This is a genomic window from Ruegeria sp. CDSB022, from assembly GCF_059611145.1.
In genome coordinates, this window is record NZ_JBXWOZ010000003.1 from 78,236 (window position 1) to 97,512 (window position 19,277).

21 protein-coding genes are annotated in these 19,277 nt (G+C 59.5%); 9 read left to right on the plus strand and 12 right to left on the minus strand.

Translation table 11 applies throughout. From position 1 onward, the window contains the following. Window positions 1–37: 37 nt before the first annotated feature. A complete protein-coding gene (locus tag AC2FIZ_RS08005; RefSeq protein WP_271948538.1) occupies window positions 38–730 on the plus strand; it encodes a COQ9 family protein in 693 nt (230 codons plus the stop codon). Between the two features lie 62 nt (window positions 731–792). Beyond that, a complete protein-coding gene (locus AC2FIZ_RS08010; RefSeq protein WP_271948536.1) occupies window positions 793–1,779 on the plus strand; it encodes an NAD(P)H-quinone oxidoreductase in 987 nt (328 codons plus the stop codon). Window positions 1,780–1,788: 9 nt separating this feature from the next. Here the strand turns inward: AC2FIZ_RS08010 and AC2FIZ_RS08015 are convergent, their stop codons facing one another. Then, window positions 1,789–2,646: a DUF2189 domain-containing protein gene (locus tag AC2FIZ_RS08015; protein WP_142635334.1), complete on the minus strand. Its 858-nt coding sequence runs from the start codon at window positions 2,644–2,646 to the stop codon at window positions 1,789–1,791. A 195-nt stretch (window positions 2,647–2,841) separates the two neighbouring features. Here AC2FIZ_RS08015 and AC2FIZ_RS08020 point away from each other — a divergent pair, with 195 nt between their 5' ends. After that, window positions 2,842–3,825, plus strand: coding sequence for a quinone oxidoreductase family protein (locus AC2FIZ_RS08020; protein WP_281972591.1), 984 nt, complete (start codon window positions 2,842–2,844; stop codon window positions 3,823–3,825). A gap of 44 nt (window positions 3,826–3,869) precedes the next feature. Here the strand turns inward: AC2FIZ_RS08020 and AC2FIZ_RS08025 are convergent, their stop codons facing one another. The 10 genes from AC2FIZ_RS08025 to AC2FIZ_RS08070 form a co-directional block, all read right to left on the minus strand. Beyond that, window positions 3,870–4,403 (minus strand): outer membrane protein, encoded by a 534-nt coding sequence (locus AC2FIZ_RS08025; protein ID WP_271948532.1) that lies wholly within the window; start codon window positions 4,401–4,403, stop codon window positions 3,870–3,872. Between the two features lie 261 nt (window positions 4,404–4,664). Next, a complete protein-coding gene (locus AC2FIZ_RS08030; protein WP_271948672.1) occupies window positions 4,665–5,141 on the minus strand; it encodes a YHS domain-containing (seleno)protein in 477 nt (158 codons plus the stop codon). 216 nt (window positions 5,142–5,357) lie between these two features. Beyond that, window positions 5,358–6,194, minus strand: coding sequence for a fatty acid desaturase (locus AC2FIZ_RS08035; RefSeq protein WP_496689064.1), 837 nt, complete (start codon window positions 6,192–6,194; stop codon window positions 5,358–5,360). A 65-nt stretch (window positions 6,195–6,259) separates the two neighbouring features. Continuing rightward, the gene (locus AC2FIZ_RS08040) at window positions 6,260–6,802 is read right to left on the minus strand and encodes a GbsR/MarR family transcriptional regulator (RefSeq protein WP_281972589.1); all 543 of its coding nucleotides are present in this window, start codon (window positions 6,800–6,802) and stop codon (window positions 6,260–6,262) included. Window positions 6,803–6,883: 81 nt separating this feature from the next. Beyond that, window positions 6,884–7,492 carry a glycerol-3-phosphate 1-O-acyltransferase PlsY gene (plsY, locus tag AC2FIZ_RS08045; protein WP_142635346.1) on the minus strand — a complete coding sequence of 203 codons (609 nt, stop codon included), beginning with the start codon at window positions 7,490–7,492 and terminating at the stop codon, window positions 6,884–6,886. Further along, window positions 7,492–8,772, minus strand: coding sequence for a dihydroorotase (pyrC, locus tag AC2FIZ_RS08050; protein WP_496790866.1), 1,281 nt, complete (start codon window positions 8,770–8,772; stop codon window positions 7,492–7,494). The genes plsY and pyrC overlap by 1 nt, the downstream gene beginning before the upstream one ends. Then, entirely contained in the window at window positions 8,769–9,155 is a 387-nt protein-coding gene (locus AC2FIZ_RS08055) for a hypothetical protein (protein ID WP_496790867.1), read from the minus strand. The genes pyrC and AC2FIZ_RS08055 overlap by 4 nt, the downstream gene beginning before the upstream one ends. Beyond that, window positions 9,140–9,658 carry a hypothetical protein gene (locus AC2FIZ_RS08060; RefSeq protein WP_496790869.1) on the minus strand — a complete coding sequence of 173 codons (519 nt, stop codon included), beginning with the start codon at window positions 9,656–9,658 and terminating at the stop codon, window positions 9,140–9,142. Before AC2FIZ_RS08060 ends, AC2FIZ_RS08055 begins: the two co-directional genes overlap by 16 nt. Further along, window positions 9,655–10,590, minus strand: a complete 936-nt coding sequence (locus AC2FIZ_RS08065) for an aspartate carbamoyltransferase catalytic subunit (protein ID WP_281995255.1) — start codon at window positions 10,588–10,590, stop codon at window positions 9,655–9,657. Before AC2FIZ_RS08065 ends, AC2FIZ_RS08060 begins: the two co-directional genes overlap by 4 nt. 74 nt (window positions 10,591–10,664) lie before the next feature. Then, window positions 10,665–11,324: a scavenger receptor class F, member 2 gene (locus AC2FIZ_RS08070; protein ID WP_281995254.1), complete on the minus strand. Its 660-nt coding sequence runs from the start codon at window positions 11,322–11,324 to the stop codon at window positions 10,665–10,667. A 40-nt stretch (window positions 11,325–11,364) separates the two neighbouring features. Here AC2FIZ_RS08070 and AC2FIZ_RS08075 point away from each other — a divergent pair, with 40 nt between their 5' ends. The 6 genes from AC2FIZ_RS08075 to AC2FIZ_RS08100 all read left to right on the plus strand — a co-directional run bounded on the left by AC2FIZ_RS08075 (window position 11,365) and on the right by AC2FIZ_RS08100 (window position 18,857). Continuing rightward, on the plus strand, window positions 11,365–12,129 hold the full coding sequence (locus AC2FIZ_RS08075; protein ID WP_496790948.1) for a uracil-DNA glycosylase: 765 nt from the start codon (window positions 11,365–11,367) through the stop codon (window positions 12,127–12,129). Then, the gene (locus AC2FIZ_RS08080; RefSeq protein ID WP_271948518.1) at window positions 12,129–12,725 is read left to right on the plus strand and encodes a metallophosphoesterase family protein; all 597 of its coding nucleotides are present in this window, start codon (window positions 12,129–12,131) and stop codon (window positions 12,723–12,725) included. The genes AC2FIZ_RS08075 and AC2FIZ_RS08080 overlap by 1 nt, the downstream gene beginning before the upstream one ends. Further along, complete coding sequence (locus tag AC2FIZ_RS08085; protein WP_281995253.1) at window positions 12,725–13,345, plus strand: LysE family translocator; 621 nt, start codon at window positions 12,725–12,727, stop codon at window positions 13,343–13,345. The genes AC2FIZ_RS08080 and AC2FIZ_RS08085 overlap by 1 nt, the downstream gene beginning before the upstream one ends. A 6-nt stretch (window positions 13,346–13,351) precedes the next feature. Further along, window positions 13,352–13,894 carry a molybdenum cofactor biosynthesis protein B gene (gene moaB / locus AC2FIZ_RS08090; RefSeq protein ID WP_281995252.1) on the plus strand — a complete coding sequence of 181 codons (543 nt, stop codon included), beginning with the start codon at window positions 13,352–13,354 and terminating at the stop codon, window positions 13,892–13,894. A gap of 104 nt (window positions 13,895–13,998) precedes the next feature. Continuing rightward, window positions 13,999–15,453, plus strand: coding sequence for an efflux RND transporter periplasmic adaptor subunit (locus tag AC2FIZ_RS08095; protein ID WP_496709226.1), 1,455 nt, complete (start codon window positions 13,999–14,001; stop codon window positions 15,451–15,453). A gap of 5 nt (window positions 15,454–15,458) precedes the next feature. After that, window positions 15,459–18,857 carry an efflux RND transporter permease subunit gene (locus AC2FIZ_RS08100; protein WP_496790872.1) on the plus strand — a complete coding sequence of 1,133 codons (3,399 nt, stop codon included), beginning with the start codon at window positions 15,459–15,461 and terminating at the stop codon, window positions 18,855–18,857. Here the strand turns inward: AC2FIZ_RS08100 and AC2FIZ_RS08105 are convergent. Then, window positions 18,854–19,270 carry an NUDIX hydrolase gene (locus tag AC2FIZ_RS08105; protein ID WP_345742196.1) on the minus strand — a complete coding sequence of 139 codons (417 nt, stop codon included), beginning with the start codon at window positions 19,268–19,270 and terminating at the stop codon, window positions 18,854–18,856. The genes AC2FIZ_RS08100 and AC2FIZ_RS08105 overlap by 4 nt on opposite strands. Window positions 19,271–19,277 lie beyond the last annotated feature (7 nt).

The window sequence follows — 19,277 nt, forward strand, 5'->3', positions numbered from 1 at the left end:
CTTGTCTAGTACTGGTCCTGATAACCGGAGAACCGCCATGACCACCACCTATGAAGACGCCAAGCAGCAGCTTTTGGATGCGATGCTGACACATGTTCCCTTCGATGGCTGGTCGGAAACCAGCTTTCGCGCGGCGATTGAAGAATGTGGAATGGATGACGTTCTGGTGCGTGCGATTTGTCCGCGTGGTGCCGTTGACCTGGCGTTGACATTTCATGCGCGCGGGGACGCAGTGATGGCAGATCGCCTTAAAACTGAGGATTTGGGCGATATCAAATTCCGTGACCGGATCGCTGCTGCCGTCCGCTTCCGGCTGCAGGCCGTGCCGGATAAGGAACTCGTGCGCCGGGGTATGACCATGTTTTCGCTGCCAAGCCACGCGGCTGATGGCGCAAGGGCAGTATGGCAAACCTGTGATCTGATCTGGGACACGTTGGGAGACACGTCGGACGACGTGAACTGGTACACCAAGCGGGCGACATTGTCGGGGGTCTATTCCTCGACCCTGTTGTTCTGGTTGGGGGACGATTCGCCCGGGAATCAGAAAACGTGGGAGTTTCTGGACCGTCGTATCGACAATGTCATGCAGTTCGAAAAGCTTAAGGGGCAGGTGAGGGACAATCCTCTGTTCAGACCGTTTCTTGCTGTTCCGAATTGGTTGGCCGGGCAGGTTAAGGCTCCGGCTAAAACCCACGGCACGCTTCCCGGATTCCTGACACCGCGCAAGTAGTCCTCTTGCTACTGGGCCTTGACGTTTCAGCCTGCTAGGCATTGGCCAAAGGAGATCTACCCATGACTCAGATGATGCGCGCCGTTGAAATCACCGAACCCGGCGGTCCGGATGTTCTGCAACTGACAGAACGCCCGATGCCCCAAGCTTTGGCCGGTCAAGTGATCCTCAAAGTCGCCTATGCGGGGGTGAACCGCCCGGACGCTCTGCAGCGCGCCGGTGCCTATAATCCACCTCCGGGTGCCAGTGATCTGCCGGGTCTTGAGGCCGCGGGTGAGGTCGTGGCCATCGGGGCGGGGGTCGAAGACCTATCCGTTGGCGATCAGGTCTGTGCCTTGCTGCCGGGCGGCGGCTATGCCGAATATGTGGCCACACCTGCGGCGCATTGTTTGCCGGTGCCAGCGGGGATGGGCCTAAAAGAAGCCGCCTGCCTGCCCGAGACCTTCTTTACCGTCTGGTCCAACGTCTTTATGCGCGGCAGCCTAAAGGCCGGTGAGCGGTTTCTGGTGCATGGTGGTTCCAGTGGTATCGGCACAACGGCGATTCAGCTGGCGAACGCCTTTGGAGCGCGGGTTTTTGCCACTGCAGGCTCGGCTGAAAAATGTGAGGCCTGTGAAAAGCTGGGTGCCGAACAGGCGATCAACTACCGTGACGCGGATTTCGTAGCCGCGATGCGGGCCGAGGGCGGGGCGAACCTGATACTGGACATGGTGGGCGGCGACTATATCCCACGCAACGTCAAGGCGCTGGCCGAGGATGGGCGGCTGGTGCAGATAGCCTTCCTTCAGGGGCCCGTGGTCGAGCTGAATTTTGCGCTTATGATGGTCAAACGCCTGACCTTGACTGGCAGTACCCTGCGCCCGCAAAGCGATCTGGCCAAGGCAAAAATCGCTTCGGATCTGCACGAAGCGGTCTGGCCTTTGCTCGAGGCGGGAAAAGTTGCCCCTGTCATGGATAGTGAGTTTGATCTGGCTGATGCGGCGGCGGCCCATGCCCGGATGGAAAGCTCTGGCCATATTGGCAAGATTGTTCTGAAAGTTGCGGGATAAAGCTATGTTTCAGGCCACAGCACGCCGATAGAGATGCCAGGTGGCGTGGCCCAGTACCGGCATCACGACGATCAGGCCCAGCAACATCGGGATCGCTCCGATGACCAGCAGCGCGGCAACGATGAATCCCCAGCTCAGGATGACGCCCGGATTGCGACGCAACACCCGTACGGATGTCACCACGGCGACCGGAACGCCCACTTTGCGGTCCAGCAGCAGCGGAAAGCTGACGACGCTGATTGCCAGGGCGACGAGGGCAAACAGAAACCCAACAGCATGCCCGAACAAGATCATGGTCCATCCAGCGGCGGTGGTGAACACTTGGGTTAGAAAGGCACCCAGCGACGCGGGCAGGTCAGGGCCGAGTGTCTGAACATAGATGCTCTGCGCGACCATCAGCCAGACCAGAAACAGCATGACCATGTAAAACGCCAAAGCCAGAATTGCACCCAGGGAAGGGGACCGGAACACGCCAAACGCATCCAGCCATCCAGCCTCGCCACCTTGTTCTCGTTTGCGGCTGATTTCGTACAGGCCAAGGGCGGCTACCGGACCCACAAGCGCAAAACCACCAACCAGCGGTGCCAGCAGTGGAACCATGTTTGTGTTCAGCCCAATTCCGAACATCAGAAAACCTGCGATCGGATAGATGAGCACCACGAATATCGCATCGGCCCTTGTATCCAGAAAATCGCTGTATCCTGCCCTCAGGCAGGCCCAAAGATCATCCATCGTCAGCGTACGAACCACTGGCAGGTGCCGTGTATCCGCGCTGCCGATATGGCTGATGTTTTCAGCTAGGTGATCCCCGGTTGCACCTATGTTCCGTGCCGCCCAGGTGATCGGATTGCCAATCGTTTTGTCCATTGCCGTCCCCTCCTGCATTGCGATGTTGCGCAGCGGGGTCAATCCGGCGACTTGTTGCTTTTGGCCGGACCAGCCAGCAACGCCTTGGGCATAGTATAGCACAAATTTTCGCGTTTGGGTTGCGCCTCGCGTAATCGTGTCGATTGCCCTGCGTCACAGGCATGTTAGCTTGGCCTGAGGCTAGAGGAGGACAACATGCAGAAAACGGCACGAACCGTCGTCATCCATGAACACGGCGGCCCCGAGGTTCTGAAGATCGAAGATCGCCCACTTGGTGAACCCGGCCCCGGTGAGGTTCGTATTCGTCATCATGCTTGCGGGCTGAATTTCATTGATGTATATCAGCGCACTGGGCTGTATCCGCTGGATCTGCCTCAGGCTTTGGGCATGGAGGCCGCTGGCGTGATCGAAGCCGTCGGGGAAGGTGTAACGCATCTGGAACCCGGGCAGCGCGCGGCCTATGCTGCCTCTCCACCCGGAGCCTATTGCGAGGCACGGGTCATGCCCGCCGCACAGGTGTGCCCGCTTCCGGATGGAATTTCTTTTGATGCGGCGGCCGCGATGATGCTCAAGGGGATGACAGTCGAATATCTGTTTCATCGCACCACACCGCTAAAACGCGGGGATACCGTGTTGTTTCATGCAGCTGCCGGGGGTGTTGGCTTGATTGCCTGCCAATGGGCCAAATCCGAGGGGATCACGTTGATCGGTACTGCCGGAACCGATGAAAAATGCAGTTTGGCGCAGTTCAACGGTGCCGCGCATTGCATCAATTACCGGACCGAGAACTTTGCCGAGCGTGTCGCGCAGATCACCAAGGGCAAAGGCGTAGACGCGGTGATGGATTCCATCGGGTCGGACACGTTTGACGGGTCGCTCGACAGCCTGAAACCGCTGGGCATGATGATCTCGTTCGGCAATGCTTCTGGCCCGGTGCCTTTGATCGACATTGGCATTCTGGCCAAGAAAGGATCGCTCAAGATAACGCGGCCAACGCTCTTCACACATATTTCGGACCACGCGGTCTGTCAGGCCATGGCGCGGCGCCTGTTCAACAAGGTCGAAGGCGGCGAGGTCAAAATCCACATTGATCAGAGGTTCCCGCTGGATCAGGTGGCCGAGGCCCATCGCGCACTTGAGGCGCGCCATACCACAGGCAGCACTGTTCTTGAGCTGTAAATGAAAGGAACCCGGCGTTTGTGCCGGGTTCCGTCACTGTTTTCTTAGAACCGGTAGGTGGCGCGGGCCTGGATTGTGGTCGCGTCCACATCAATTCCGGTCGAATCGAAATCGTTGAATTCGTGATACAGGATTTCGCCTCCAACGCTGACATTGGGGGCGACAATTTGTTCATACCCAGCGCCGATGAACCAACCATCGTCACTGCCAAGATTGTCAGTACTCGCCTCGGCATAGCCCCCGATACCATATAGCAGCCCCACCGGAGTCACTTTGTATCCGGCGCGTGCTTTCAGGCGCCAAACGTCTTCGACCTCGACGCCGGGGGTCAGTTCAATGCTGGTCCAGTCATAGTCAAAGCCGCCACCGACAACCCAATCCCCCAGATCATAATCATATCCCAACACGATACCACCAATCGCGCCATCACCGTCGACGCCCGAAACATTGGTGTCGATATCGGCATAGCCGACCTGAAGGCCGCCGTAAAAGCCCGTCCAGTTGCCCGAGGATTGCGCCGAGGCGCCTCCGGCCGCAATAGAGGCGATAAAGGCCGCAATAAAAAATCTTCCTGTCATTCTGTTAACCTTTCTTTCGAATTGGTCTTCAGCAAACCTGTGCTGCTCATTTGTACGTGGTATTGCCAGGGCCCGGTCTGACGACCGGATCGCTGTTTTTTGGCTGTTTCCGTACCTGATTTCTGTGCCACTGCCTTGGGGCACTGGCCCGCGTTAATGGGGCTCGTTCCTGTTTGAACAATTAGGGCGAAAAATGGCGGTTTCAAATGACAATCGGCGGCAGGGTGAACTGCCGCCGATCCGGTGTTTTTCTTGGGCGGATTATTGCGCCTGCAATTCCGAAGGGCTCTTGTCGGCGATATCTTTCCAGTTGGTGTCGGCGCGCTCGTTAAAGCCGGGGATGTCGCCTTCCCAGCGTTCCTGAATATCTGCGGACAGATTCAGGTACAGCTTGTTGTCGACGATTCTCCAGTAGTTCGGGTCGCCGTCAAACTTGAAGCCCATCGCGGTGCCGAATGCGCAATAGCCACCATAGGCGGGCAGGTAGGCTTCGGGGTTTTCTTCAAACGCGACTTTGTTTTCTTCCGAGGCAAAGCGGTACAAGGCTTCGTTGTGCAGCGCAGTGATGCGGTAATCGCCCTTGGTGGCTTCGCCAGCGGTGAAGTAAGCGACCGGGTCATAGCCCTGTAGCGCCAGACCGGTCGAACTTGCGTTCAGTTCGACGCCTGCAGCCAGGGTTGAGCTAGCGATGGCAACAGACAGCGCGACGCCGCCGATAAGGGATTTGATCTTGTTCATTGTTTTCACCTTTCGTGAATCGAGCTGCCGGGGGATTCCGTAATTGAGTCTGGGCAACTCTGATTGTTTTGTTCCGTGCGGTCGGTAATTGGCCGCCACGACCCCGAAGTGGGCAGCGTATTGATCACGTTCAAAACAACTAAAGGTGATTGTGTGCTGGCAAACGGATCCTGTGCGTTTCCGCTCAGGATCCTTGGGTGCGCGTATCAGCAAGGATTAGGGTTCAACCCGGAACCGGCGGGGTTCCAGCCAGCCGATGACCGGCTTGCGACTTGCGGCATATCCTGCAACCGAACGTTCCAGCCGATCCGCAAGAACGGGCAACCGGCTGACAGGAACCTTCGGGAACAGATGGTGTTCGCGGTGGTAGAACATCAGATAGGCCAGCCGCGCCAGCACCCCGCGCTGACTGCGCGCGGCAACGCCACTGTCATGCGTGCCCTGATGGGTTATCCAGACCGCAAACAGGGCGGCAAGGCATTGGGCTGTGCTCATCGCAGCCACGTGCAGCAGCAGGGTTTGCGATCCGCTCAGCACAGCAGCGGCGATCACGGCAAGCACCAGCCCCCAGTCGATCAGGATGCGGCGACGGGCCTTGGCGTTGGCGATCCGCCAGGCCGCACGGTTGATGTCGAAGGGAAACCGGGGTCCGTATACCAAGACCTGCGCAAGGGTCATGTGCCCGCAATTCCCCTCGCAATCGCCCGAACCCATGGCGTGTTTGTGATGCAGCAGGTGGCATTGGCAGAAAGCGTGATTAGAACCCAACATAAGCGCGCTGAGCACATGCATCACCAAGGAATCCTGCCGCCGCGACAGCCCGAGATTGCCATGGATCGCTTCGTGGTTCAGGCGCAGGGCGCACAGAAAGAACAGAAAGCTGGCCATAGCACCAAGTGGCCAGAGGGCAGTACTGTAGAGCGTCAGAGAAAGCAGCAGCCAAGGCAGCGGTAGCATCAGTTCCTTGATCTTGTCCCAGCGGTTCAGGGGAACCAGGTCGGCCCATTGGATGCCTTTCGGGGCGCGTTCGGGCGGGCGTTTGGGCTGGATCATGTCATGCTCCTTATTACATCATATTCTGAGATTTCTGTATTGAGAGAAATTTGAGGGTAAAATTTTTAGGGCGACTTGTCCCCTTGTCCCTTGGGCAGCAGCCGGGCGATGCGTCCGCCAAGTTTGACGATTGCCAGTTGAACGCGGCGAGGTAGACGGTTCACATCGACATACCAGTCGTCGAACATTTGCATGGTTTCTAGCGTCTCATCAATCCGCTGGCGCACTTTGGGCGAGGTGCCGTCGCTCTGGGCCTCTTGGGCCACGATACGCAGCGCGTCCAGGGTGGGGGCGTATTCCCGCTCGCGGCGGCCTTCGACCACGGCTTTGGTCAGGTCAAACATGTCCCGGATCGAATGAAAGTGATCGCGCCGGTCACCCAGGTTTCGGCTGGCTTTGATCAGCTTCCAGCCTTGCAGTTCCTTCAGCCCGGTCGAGACGTTCGAGCGGGCCAGCCCGAGCGTTTCACAGATCTCATCTGCAGTCATCGGTTCGGGCGAGATGTGCAATAGCGCGTGGATTTGCGCGACCGAGCGGTTCACACCCCACTTGGTACCCATTTCCCCCCAATGGAGGATAAAGTCGCGCATGGATTCAGTAAGGTGCATGATTGCATCCAGTAATTTCTGTAATGACAGAAATTACAGATAGAAATGATTCGATCAAGAACCAATTAACTCAGGCGGATATCAGGTCTTGGACCCGATCCTGGGTTCGGTGCCAGCTTTGATGCGCGAGATATTGGCGGCATGGCGCCAGTACACAAGCAATGTCAGGACGATTCCCAGAATAAACGTCGACCCGTCACTCAAAACCATGACCCAGGTTGTAGACAGGGACGCTGCTGCAAGGGCCCCAAGCGACGAAATCCGCCAGATGGCAGCGGCCACCAGCCAAGTTATGCAGCAGGCAATGCCCACGCCCCAGTCAAGCGCTAGCCAGAGGCCCAGAAAGGTCGCGACACCCTTGCCACCTTTGAAGCCCAACCAGACTGGAAAACAGTGGCCCAGAAACGCGGCCAATGCGGCGACCTGTACGGCGTCTTCCCCGGCCATGGCACGGGCGAGCAAGACGGCAGCGGCCCCTTTCCCGGCGTCAAAGATCAGAGTCAGCGCGGCGGCGGCCTTGTTGCCGGTGCGAAGTACATTGGTCGCCCCAATATTGCCCGACCCGATATCGCGCAGATTTCCCAGTCCCATCACCTTGGCGATGATCATGCCAAAGGGGATCGACCCCATCAGATATCCAATCGCGGCCCAGAGGATCAGCTGGGTCATCGTACTGTCGATCAGGGGCATCAGGGTCTCCGGTAAACTTCTTGGCCTGCTACATAGGTTGCGGTGACCTTACCTTGCATCCTCTGGCCGTCAAATGGCGTATTCTGCGATTTGGATCTAAGCGTGAACCGGTCCAGCACAAATGGCACATCCGGGTCGAACAGAACCAGGTCGGCCGGCGCGCCCTCAGACAGGCGACCGCTGTCCAGACCCAGTCGTTTAGCGGGGTTCAGAGCCATCGCGCGGAACAGAGTCGGCAAGTCCAGTTGATCCGCATGGTAGAGACGCAGCGCGGCAGGCAGCAGTGTTTCCAGCGCCACCGCGCCCGAGGCTGCCTCTTCAAACGGCAGGCGTTTGCTTTCTTCGTCCTGTGGTGTGTGCATGGAACTGATGGTGTCGATCAGACCGGAGCGCACGGCCCCGATCACCGCCTGCCGATCATCTTCCGACCGCAGCGGAGGCTTGACCTTGAAGAAGGTGCGATAGTCGGCCACATCCAACTCGTTCAGCGTCAGATGGTGGATCGAGGTGCCGGCGGTGATGTTCAGCCCGTTGCGCTTGGCCCGTTCCAGCGCGGGCAGGGCGCGGGCGGTGGTGATCTGATCGGCGTGATAGGCCGCACCCGTCATTTCCAGCAGAGCGATGTCGCGGTCCAGCCCCATACGCTCGGCCATTGGGGAAACGGCGGGCAATCCGCGCAAGGCGGCGAACTTGCCGCTGGTGGCGGCGGCGCCAGCGCTCAGCCCCGGTTCCTGAGGGTGGGCGATCACCAGCGCACCGCAGGATTTCGCATAGGTCAGCGCGCGGGTGAACACTTTGGTATCTGCAATGACATGATCACAGTCGGTAAAGGCGACGGCACCGGCATCCAGCAGAAATCCGATCTCGGTCATCTCGCGCCCTTCGCGCCCTTTGGTCAGGGCCGCCATGGGCAGCACGTTGACTGGGGCATCCGCCTGCGCGCGCCGGGTCGCAAATTCCAGCGTTTCCGGCGTGTCCACGGCGGGTAAGGTATCGGGGCGCGTCACGATCGTGGTCACACCCCCTGCCGCCGCTGCCAGTCCTGCGGATTTATAGCTTTCCTTGTGCCGCTCGCCCGGCTCGCAAACCTTGACGCCGAGATCGACTATGCCCGGTGCCAGGCAATGCCCGCCGCAGTCGATGACCTGCGCGTCACTCGACGGGGCCGCACCTTCGCCCTTGGCCACGATACGGCCATCAGCCACATGCACCCATCCCGGTGCGTCCGCGCCAGTTTCGGGGTCGATCAGGCGGGCGTTGGTGAAGATCAGATTGCTCATGCCATGGCCCTTTCAATAGCGGTTTTGGTAGCAGCGGGATCTGCCTGATACTTGATCAGGTGCTTGTCCTCGCCTTTTGTGACGATTTGAACAAAGCTACCCATGGTTTTGACAGCCTCGATCTGGTTCAGCGCCACTTTGCGCGGGCCAGGGCCGGTCAGAGTAGTGTCTGTCATTTCCCACGCGGCCGTCAGCTCTTCTGAGGCCAGATACCACGCACGAATGCCGATTGCAGCTAGGCCCGCTGGCGCGCCGGTCCACACATAGGGATTACCGATCAGCCAAAGAATGATCATGGCCCCTGCCATAGCCGCGGCTGCCATCCACGTGTTGGTGCGGATATAGGCCCCTTTGTCGGGTGGGAAAGTCACAGGATCAGCCATAGGGCACCTCCGATAACCAGAAGGATCAGCAGCACCAGAACCGCAGAGCCCATGCGACGCGGTCTGTCATTTTGCGGTGCGGATTGCGGCGCCGAATACGGTTTCGCGCTTTCCGTCTCAATCCGGCCACCTGCCCAGCTTGTTGCTTCTTCGGTGTAGAGGCCGATCAGGCGCAGCCTGCGGTCGGGGCGCAAAGCGGCTGCACGACCGCGAAATGCGGCGCTGCGGACCACCAGAACCCAGCCGTCAATCGCATCCAGCGCTGTGTGGTCCAGCTGATCTGCGGACACGTCGCAGCCCTCGGTCAGATAGCCATAGAGGCCAAGGTCTTCGAGGTCCGAGACGGGAAAGACGTCAACCTGTTCGGGATCCAGCCCCGCTACCCCTAGAATCTGATCGGCGGCTCCGGGTTCGCGCAGAAACTTGGCCTCTTCCGGGCGCATGTCGAGTGCGAACAGGCGGATAACGCCGTGTTCATGGGATGCGACGACCAGATCGCTCATGCGGCCTCGCGCAGATTGCGGGCCAGCAGTTCCATCGCAGCCATGCGGACGGCGACACCCATCTCAACCTGCTCCTGAATGACCGAGCGGTTGATATCATCGGCTAGCGTTCCGTCAATCTCGACCCCGCGGTTCATTGGGCCGGGATGCATTACAATGGCATCGGGTTTGGCCTGCGCCAGTTTGGCGGCATCCAGCCCGTAGCGATGATAGTATTCACGTTCCGAGGGGATGAACCCGCCATCCATCCGCTCTCTCTGAAGGCGCAGCATCATCACGACATCGACGTCTTGAAGGCCTACGTTCATATCGTCATAGATCTCGGCTCCAAACTCGGCAAATTGGCTGGGGACCAGCGTTGGTGGGCCGATCAGGCGAATGCGGTTTTCCATCTTGCCGAGCAGGATCAAGTTCGACCGCGCCACGCGGGAATGGGCGACGTCGCCGCAGATCGCGATGTTCAACCGGTGCAGGCGACCCTTGGCGCGGCGAATGGTCAACGCATCCAGCAGCGCCTGTGTCGGGTGCTCATGCCGCCCGTCGCCTGCGTTCAGTACGGCGCAATTCACCTTCTGCGCCAACAGATCAACCGCGCCGGAATGCGGGTGCCGCACCACCAGAAGGTCGGGATGCATTGCGTTCAGCGTCATCGCCGTGTCGATCAGCGTCTCACCCTTTTTGATCGAGCTGGCCTGCATTGCCATATTCATCACATCCGCACCCAGCCGCTTGCCTGCCAGTTCGAAACTGGCCTGAGTACGGGTCGAGTTCTCAAAGAACATGTTGATTTGTGTCAGCCCCGCCAGCACATCCGAGTGCTTGTTCGGTTGCCGGTTCATCTCGACATAGGTCTCGGCCAGATCAAGAATGGCAGTAATATCGGATTGGGACAGGTGCTCGATGCCAAGAAGGTGACGATGGGCGAAACGCATGGGCGGACTCCTGTCTGACAATCGGCCCGCTTATAGAAAGCCGCGCCGCGCAAGGCAACCTTGGGATCAAGGCGTTAGGGCAGTTTCTCACACCCACCCTCGGGCAAGCACTGTTCGCCGGGTTTGCACCATTTGCCATAGCCGCAGTCGATCGCCTTAACCGGCACACATCCTTGGTGGTCCGAACATTTGAATCCAGGGCGGCATTGTGATCCGGTTTTCTCGCACAAGAACCAACCGGGCTGTGCGCATCCTCCGCCTGGCAGGCAGGATGATCCGGCCGCACAGGTCAAGCCGTCGTCACAGGTGATGGGGCTGCCGCTGGTGGCTGAATCCGGGTCGAATTCGGGGGTGTTTCGCTGGCATTCCCCGCGCGCGTTGCAAAAGCTGTCGCCGGGGCAGTCCAGACGCGTGGTGCATGCGTTGGCTCCTTTGGGTGCGCAGCGTAGACCGCCTGCCACGCAGCGCTCGAACGGGCCGCAGCTGCGGCCGCCGCCGCAATAGGTGCCGCCCAGCGGGATGCAATGATTGTCGAAACTGCATCTTTGCCCACCGGAACAGCACCGACTGCCACAGGCGAACTGCCCCGCGCGGCACTGATCGTTTCGGTCAAACAGCTGCGCCGAAATAGGCCCGCTGACCAAGGCCAGAAGCGCCCAAATTGAGAGGAATCGAAACAGGATCAGCATGATTGCCCCAATGGTCGGTGCGACCGAGCGCGCAATCAAGGCCAATTCGCTTTCCCTCGGTCAAAAGGAGGTTAGATTGAGTGTTATGGAATCGGCTTTGGACTTTCACACAGCGCGGGCTCTGCTGGACTGGCAGATTGAACTGGGCGCGACGGATGCGATCGGGGATATCCCGGTGAACCGCTATACGTTGCCCGACACAGCGCCCAAATCCAAAAAGCCCACAGCGGTACAAACGGCGCCGGAAAAGCCCAAGCCGGTCGATGCGTTGGCGATTGCCGATTCAGTCGCCAAGACTGCTGGATCGCTGGACCAGTTGCGCGCTGCGATGGATGCGTTTGATCATTGCGATTTGAAACGTGGTGCGCGCCATTTGGTGTTTGCCGACGGGACGCCGGGTGCTCGGGTGATGATTATAGGCGAGGCTCCGGGCCGGGATGAAGATCGCGAGGGCAAGCCCTTTGTTGGCCGGGCCGGGCAGTTGCTGGACAGGATGTTGTCCGCGATTGAGCTGAACCGTGCCGAAAACGTCTATATCACCAATGTTCTGCCCTGGCGGCCCCCGCAGAACCGGGATCCCAAGCCCGAAGAGATCGGCATGATGAAGCCGTTTCTGGAGCGCCACGTCGCATTGGCCAAGCCCGAGGTTCTGGTCGTGATGGGCAATATCTGCTGTCAGGCGGTGCTGGGCAAACGCGGTATAACTCGGTTGCGCGGCCAGTGGGATCAGGCTTGGGGGCTGCCGGTCATCCCGATGTTTCACCCTGCTTACTTGCTGCGGCAACCGCCAATGAAACGGCAGGCTTGGGCAGATCTGTTGGAGTTGAAGGCCCGGTTGGAGGGCAAGTGATGCGCATCCTGGCCTTTTCCGACCTGCATATGGCGCGCAGCCGGGCGGTCGAATTGGTTGCCGCCAGCGCCGAGGCGGATCTGGTGATCGGTGCTGGTGATTTCTGCAATATGCGGCAAGGGCTGGATCAGGCGATGGAGATGCTTGCAGGCATTTCGGCCCCTCTGGTCCTAACCCCCGGCAATGCCGAAAGCGTCCAAGAGCTGACAGCGGCTGTGCCCGAAGGTGTCCACGTGCTGCACGGCACCGGGATGACTGTGGACGGGGTGCGCCTGTTTGGTCTGGGATATGGTGTGCCCGTGACGCCTTTTGGCGGTTGGTCCTGCGATCTGACCGAGGCCGAGGCCGCCGAGTTGCTGGATCGGTGCGACGCTGCCGATATTCTGATTACGCATTCTCCGCCCAAAGGGCATGGCGATGTCACGTCGATGGGCGGCGCCGTCGGTTCGGTCGCGGTGCGCGACGCGATCGAGCGGGTGCAGCCGCAGCTTTCTCTGCATGGCCATATCCATGACAGCTGGGGGTATCGCGGGGCAATCGGGCGCACCCAGGTGGCCAATCTGGGGCCCAGACCAAATTGGTTTGAGCTGCATTGATGATCGAAACTGTAACCCTTCTGGCGTTTATCCCGGCCGCGCTCGCTCTGAACCTCACACCCGGAGCTGATATGATGTTCTGCTTTGGGCAGGGCCTGCGCAAAGGCGCACGGCCCGCGCTTGCGGCCAGCGCCGGTATTTCTGCAGGGTCGATGGTGCATGTCCTGCTGGCTGGGCTTGGGTTTGGCGCGGCGGTATCCACGCTGCCCTGGCTGTTTGATGTGATCCGTTGGTTGGGGGTGGCCTATCTGCTGTATCTGGCCTGGCGTTCGATCCAAAACGGTGCCGTGCCGGCCGAGGCACCGGCACATAGCGGGAAACTTGCGTTTCGTGATGGGCTGCTGGTCAATCTCACCAATCCAAAGGTCATCCTGTTCGTGCTGGCCTTCATCCCGCAATTTGTGGACCCGACCTTGGGGCCAATCTTGCCGCAGTTCCTGACCCTTGGCCTTATCATCGCGGTGGGCGGCTTTGTGGTGAACGGGATGGTCGGCATGTTTGCCGGTGGCGCGGGCCGAGTCTTGGTCTCGAACCCGCGTGCCTCGCGTTTCATGGGCTGGGTGACCGGAGGGATTTTTACGGCGCTCGCCATTCGGCTTGCTATTATGGAAAGGGCCTGACGTCATATGTCACGCATCGACGAAAGCAAAAAATTCATTCCAGTTCGGATCGCCGTCCTCACTGTCTCGGATACGCGGACGCTGCCCGAGGACCGATCGGGACAGACTTTGGTGGATCGGATTCAGGCGGCGGGCCATTTGGTCGCGGACCGCAAGATCCTTCCGGATGAGCGCGCCCAGATTGCAGAACAGCTGCGCGTGTGGATCGCAGATCCTGAAATAGATGCCGTCATCTCGACCGGGGGTACCGGCCTGACAGGGCGCGACGTTACAGTCGAGGCGCATCGGGATGTCTACGAGAAGGAAATCGACGCGTTCGGCACGGTTTTTACAATCCTGTCGATGCAAAAGATCGGCACCTCTGCCGTCCAGTCGCGCGCCACAGGTGGCGTCGCCGGGGGCACCTATCTGTTTGCATTGCCCGGCAGCCCCGGTGCCTGCAAGGATGCCTGGGATGGAATATTGCTAAAACAGTTCGATTATCGTCACCGGCCCTGCAATTTCGTGGAAATTATGCCCAGATTGGACGAACATCTGCGACGGAAGTAAGCTGGTTACACGTTCAAATGTGTATTACCGCTTTGTGGCTTGGCATTTTTCGGGGCAAAGCTACCTTCTGAAATGCTAGCCTGATGCGAACGGGGTGATAGTAAATGCGCTTTCTGAGGCAGAGCCTTGCCGGAGTTTTCCTGACGTCCTTGACGTTGGCACTCTTGTTTGTGGCGGTTCAGATGATCGCGGGTGCAGTGCAGGATGTTCTGACGCGCGAGGATGCCGCTCCGCAGGCGCGGGAGCGGATTTTTGCGGTTACTGTCCGGCATGCCGAAGTGGAAACCGTAACGCCTTATCTTGAAGCATTTGGTGAGGTGCAAAGCCGACGCCGCCTGGAACTGCGTGCAGCGCTTGGTGGCCGTGTGATAACCTTGTCCGAAGATTTCGAAGATGGCGGTGCTGTCACTGCAGGAGAGGTTCTGGTCGAGCTTGATCCGGCGGATGCACAATCGGCGCTGGACCGCGCCAAGTCGGACCTGCTGGATGCTCAGTTTGAGGAACGCGATGCCGAACGGTCGCTGCTGCTGGCGCAGGATGAGCTGAACTCGGCCGAGGCGCAGGCCGAATTGCGGGGCCGTGCCCTACAGCGTCAAAAAGACTTGAAAAGCCGGGGAGTAGGCGCGGCGGCATCCGTGGAAGAGGCGGAACTGGCCGAGGCATCGGCACAGCAATCTGTTTTGGCCCGGAGGATCGCGCTGGCACAGGCGGAATCGCGCGTCGATCAGGCGACGACGTTGCTGTCGCGTGCCCGTATCGCACTGGCCGCCGCCGAACGTGATTTGGAAGACATGACCATCCATGCCCGGTTCGGGGGCACATTGACCGACGTAACTTTGGTCGAGGGTCGCCTGGTGTCAGCCAACGAAAAACTGGCCGAATTGGTTGATCCTAAAGCACTTGAGGTGGCCTTTCGCGTCTCGACCGCGCAATTCGTGCGCCTGCTGGATGCTGAAGGGGATCTGATCAATTCCCCGGTCACTGTATCGCTAGAGGTCACAGGAGCAGATCTTGCGGCACAGGGCCGCATAAGCCGCGATAGCGGCTCGGCCGGAGAAGGGCAAACCGGTCGCCTGCTTTATGCCTTGCTCGAGGATACTTCGGGATTCAAGCCCGGTGATTTCGTGACAGTCTCGGTTCAGGAACAGCCGCTTGAGAACGTGGTGCGCCTGCCGTCCTCGGTTCTGGATTCAGCAGGGACGGTTCTGATTCTGGGCAAGGATGACCGGCTTGAGGTTCTACCAGTGCAGTTAATCCGCCGTCAGGGTGATGAGGTGCTGCTGCGCGGGCGGGGGTTGGAAAGTCGCGAGGTTGTCATTGGTCGAACGCCTCTGCTTGGGGCCGGTGTCCGGGTCAGGCCGCTGCGGGATGAGGCCAACGCAGGGGGCCAGACGGATATGGTCGAGCTGTCCGAGGAACAGCGTGCCCAGCTGGTGGCGCAGGTCGAAGCCAGTGATGCATTGCCTCAAGATGTCAAAGCCCGCGTGCTGGGCCAACTGGGCGAAGCCAAGGTTCCCGCGTCGTTGGTGCGCAGCATCGAAAACCGAGCCGGAGGTTAGGCGCGATGATGCGCGAAATTCCCGGCGCGGCTGGGGGGATACTCAGCTATTTCACGCGCCACAGGACGGTCGCCAACCTGCTGCTGCTAGTTATGCTGGTGCTGGGCGCGGCGGCCATCCCGAATATGCGGGCGCAGTTCTTTCCCGATGTGATCCTTGAACGGGTGGATGTCAGCGTTAGCTGGGATGGAGCTGGCCCTGAAGATGTTGATAATGGCATCGTTCAGTTGTTGGAGCCGGCCCTTCTGGCCGTTGAAGGCGTGTCCAGCACCTCTTCGACTTCGCGCGAGGGCACAGCCCAGATCCGGATGGAGTTCGAGCCGAACTGGGATATGTCTCGCGCGGTCGAAGAGGTCAGAACAGCGGTCGACAGTGTCACCAACCTGCCAGACGACGCTGATGAGCCGACCATCCGACGCGGCGCCTGGCGCGATCGCGTCACGGATGTTGTCGTCACTGGCCCTGTCGATCCTGAACAGCTGGCCAAGTTCACCGATGAGCTGATCAACCGTTTGTTCGCTGTTGGCGTGACCCGCACCACGATCCGGGGCCTCGCCGCGCCGCGCATTGTAGTCGAGGTGCCCACAGCACAGCTGATCGCCAACGACATCACCCTATCCGAGATCGCCTTAGCCATCGCTGCCGAGGTCAACGCCAATCCGGCAGGGGATGTGACAGGGGCCAATGCGCGCATTCGCACCGGCACCGAAAAGCGCAGCCCGGAAGAGATTGAGGGGATCACGCTGCGCAATTTCGCCGATGGCTCAAAGCTGTTGATCGGTGACGTGGCGCAGATCCAGATTGAAGGTGTCACCAGAAATCGTAGCTATTTTGTTGGCAAGAATCCGGCAATGTCCGTTCGTGTGGACCGGTCAAATCTGGGCGACGCGATAGAAATTCAACACACGGTCGAAGATGTCGTCTCGCAGATGCAAGCCAGCCTGCCCGAGGGTGTAAAGGCCGAGCTGATCCGGACACGGGCGCAAGCGATCACCGACCGGCTGGATATTCTGGTCGATAACGGGTTGGTTGGGCTGGGTCTTGTGGTCTGCCTGCTGTTTCTGTTTCTGAATGCGCGGATTGCCTTTTGGGTTGCCGCGGGTATCCCGGTGGCAATGTCGGCGGCGATTGCGTTCATGTATATTGGCGGCCTGTCGATCAACATGGTGTCGTTGTTCGGCTTGATTATCACTCTGGGTATTGTCGTGGATGACGCCATCGTTGTGGGTGAACATGCCGATTTTCGCGCGCGACGGCTGGGTGAGCCACCAATGGTGGCCGCCGAACGCGCCGCACGTCGCATGGCGATGCCGGTCTTTGCTGCGACGCTGACCACGGTTATTGCCTTTTTTGGCCTGACTGCGATTGGTGGACGTTTCGGAGAGTTAATCCGCGATATCCCCTTCACGGTGATAGCGGTATTGATCGCCTCGCTGATCGAATGCTTTCTGATCCTGCCCAACCATATGGCCCACGCGATTGCGCACTCTGCCAAGGAACATTGGTATGATCTGCCGAACCGTGTGGTGAACAAGGGGTTTCGCTGGGTGCGCGATACGCTGTTCCGACCGCTGATCGCCTGGGTAATCTGGGCACGCTATGTGGTGGTGTCGGCGATGATCGTCATTCTGGCCAGCCAGATTTCCCTGTTCATCCGCGGGGACGTGAACTGGCGGTTTTTCAATGCGCCCGAGCGTGGATCGGTTACAGGCAATTTTATCATGGCCGAGGGCGCAGGCCGCGCGGATACGTTGGCCATGATGCACCAACTACAGGCCTCGGTAGAGGCGCTTGGCCAACGCTATGAAGAGCGGCACGGGCGCAACCCCATTGATTACGTGCTGGCCGAGATCGGGGGATCCGCGGGCCGTGCACTTTCGGCAGCGGATGGCAAGGACACGGATTTGCTGGGCGGGATTTCGATCGAGTTGATAGATGCCGACCTGCGCCCCTATTCGAGCTTCGAGTTTGTCGGAGAGTTGCAGGAAATGGCGCCAAGCCATCCCAAACTTGAGCTGCTCAGCTTCAGGGGCTGGCGGTCTGGTCCGGGAGGAGATGCGATTGATGTGCAGCTCTACGGCGCCGATGTGAACACGCTTAAAACGGCTTCCGAGGACTTGCAGGTCGCGCTTTCGAAATACCCCGAGGTTTCAGCGCTGGAAGATAATCTGGCCTATGACAAGGAAGAGTACATTTTGGATCTGACCGCGCAAGGGCAGGCGCTGGGCTTTCGGATCGAAACATTGGGCCGGGTGCTGCGGGACCGTCTAAACGGGATCGAGGCCGCGACCTTCCCGGATGGCCCGCGCAGCGCCGAGATCCGGGTTGAATTGCCTGAAGGGGAATTGACCGCCGATTTCCTGGAGCGCACACTGATGCGCACACCCGATGGGGTCTATGTCCCGTTGGCCGATATCGTCTCGGTTCAGCGTAAATCCGGATTCTCGACCGTGCGGCGGGAAAACGGGCTGCGGGTGATTTCGGTCTATGGCGATATCTCCGAGGATGATCCAACACGCGCGGCCGAGATCGCCCGTGCGATGAGCGAGGAAATTCTGCCCAATATCGCAGCCACACGTCAGGTCGAGTGGACCATGGCAGGTCTGAGCGAGCAGGAAGAAGAGTTTCTGTCCGAAGCCCGTACCGGTCTGATCCTGTGCCTGACGGGCATCTATCTGGTGCTGGCCTGGGTCTTTGCCAGTTGGACCCGACCATTGGTGGTGATGGCGATCATTCCGTTTGGTTTGGTCGGAACCATTTGGGGCCATTATATCTGGGAGGTCCCGCTCAGCATGTTCACGGTTGTTGGCCTGCTTGGGATGACCGGAATCATCATCAACGACTCGATTGTTCTGGTGACGACGATTGACGAGTATCAGCAGACTCGTGGGCTGATGCCCTCCATCGTCGAGGGGACATCGGACAGATTGCGGCCAGTAATGCTGACGACGCTGACCACGGTTCTGGGCCTGACCCCACTGTTGTACGAAGGATCGCAGCAGGCACAGTTCCTCAAACCGACCGTGATCACGCTGGTCTATGGGTTGGCGTTTGGGATGGTGCTGGTATTGCTGCTCGTTCCTGCCCTGCTGGGGATCCTGAACGATCTGTCGCGGCCAATGACGGCCATGCGTCGCGCAATTCGGGCGCCGGATCGTGTGGTGCAGGGGGCGCTTGTTGTCACCGGGTTTGCCTTGATGCTCTGGTTTGCGTTGACGATGATCTGGCCTGCGGTGACCGGGTCTCCACCGGGCCTTGTTTCGGGGCTTTATGCCGGGCCAGAGGGCCCCTCAATCCTGCGGATGGGGTTTGGAGCTTTTACTGCCGGCGCCACGGTGATTCTGGTGGTGAGCATTGTTTTGTCGGGCCTGTTGTACGCCCGTCTCAAAGGACGCACTGCCTAGCCCTGACGCAGGGCGGTTTCCAACAGGTTTGAGACTCGGTCGCTCATGGGCAGTGCGCCTTGTCGGATCAAGTCCAGTGGGAACCAGCGTGCATCCATTGCGTCATCCCCCGCAACCGGTTGCCCGGTCTGATACTGGCAGGCCACGCCAACCAACAGGTAATGAGACAGAACAGCGCCCTGGGCGTCACGGCGTAAAAGGTCCAGATTGTCCAGATACCGCAACGGCTCGGCAATCACCGAGGTTTCTTCGCGCAGTTCCCGCTGTGCTGCCTGCAGGACGGTTTCGCCCCATTCCACATGGCCGCCGGGAAAGCCCCATAGCCCCTTATCCGGTTGCTTGCTGCGCTGAACCAGAAGGACGTGCCCGTCATGAATGACGACCGCAAGCGCACCGATTTTCGGAGTTTGCATCATGGGG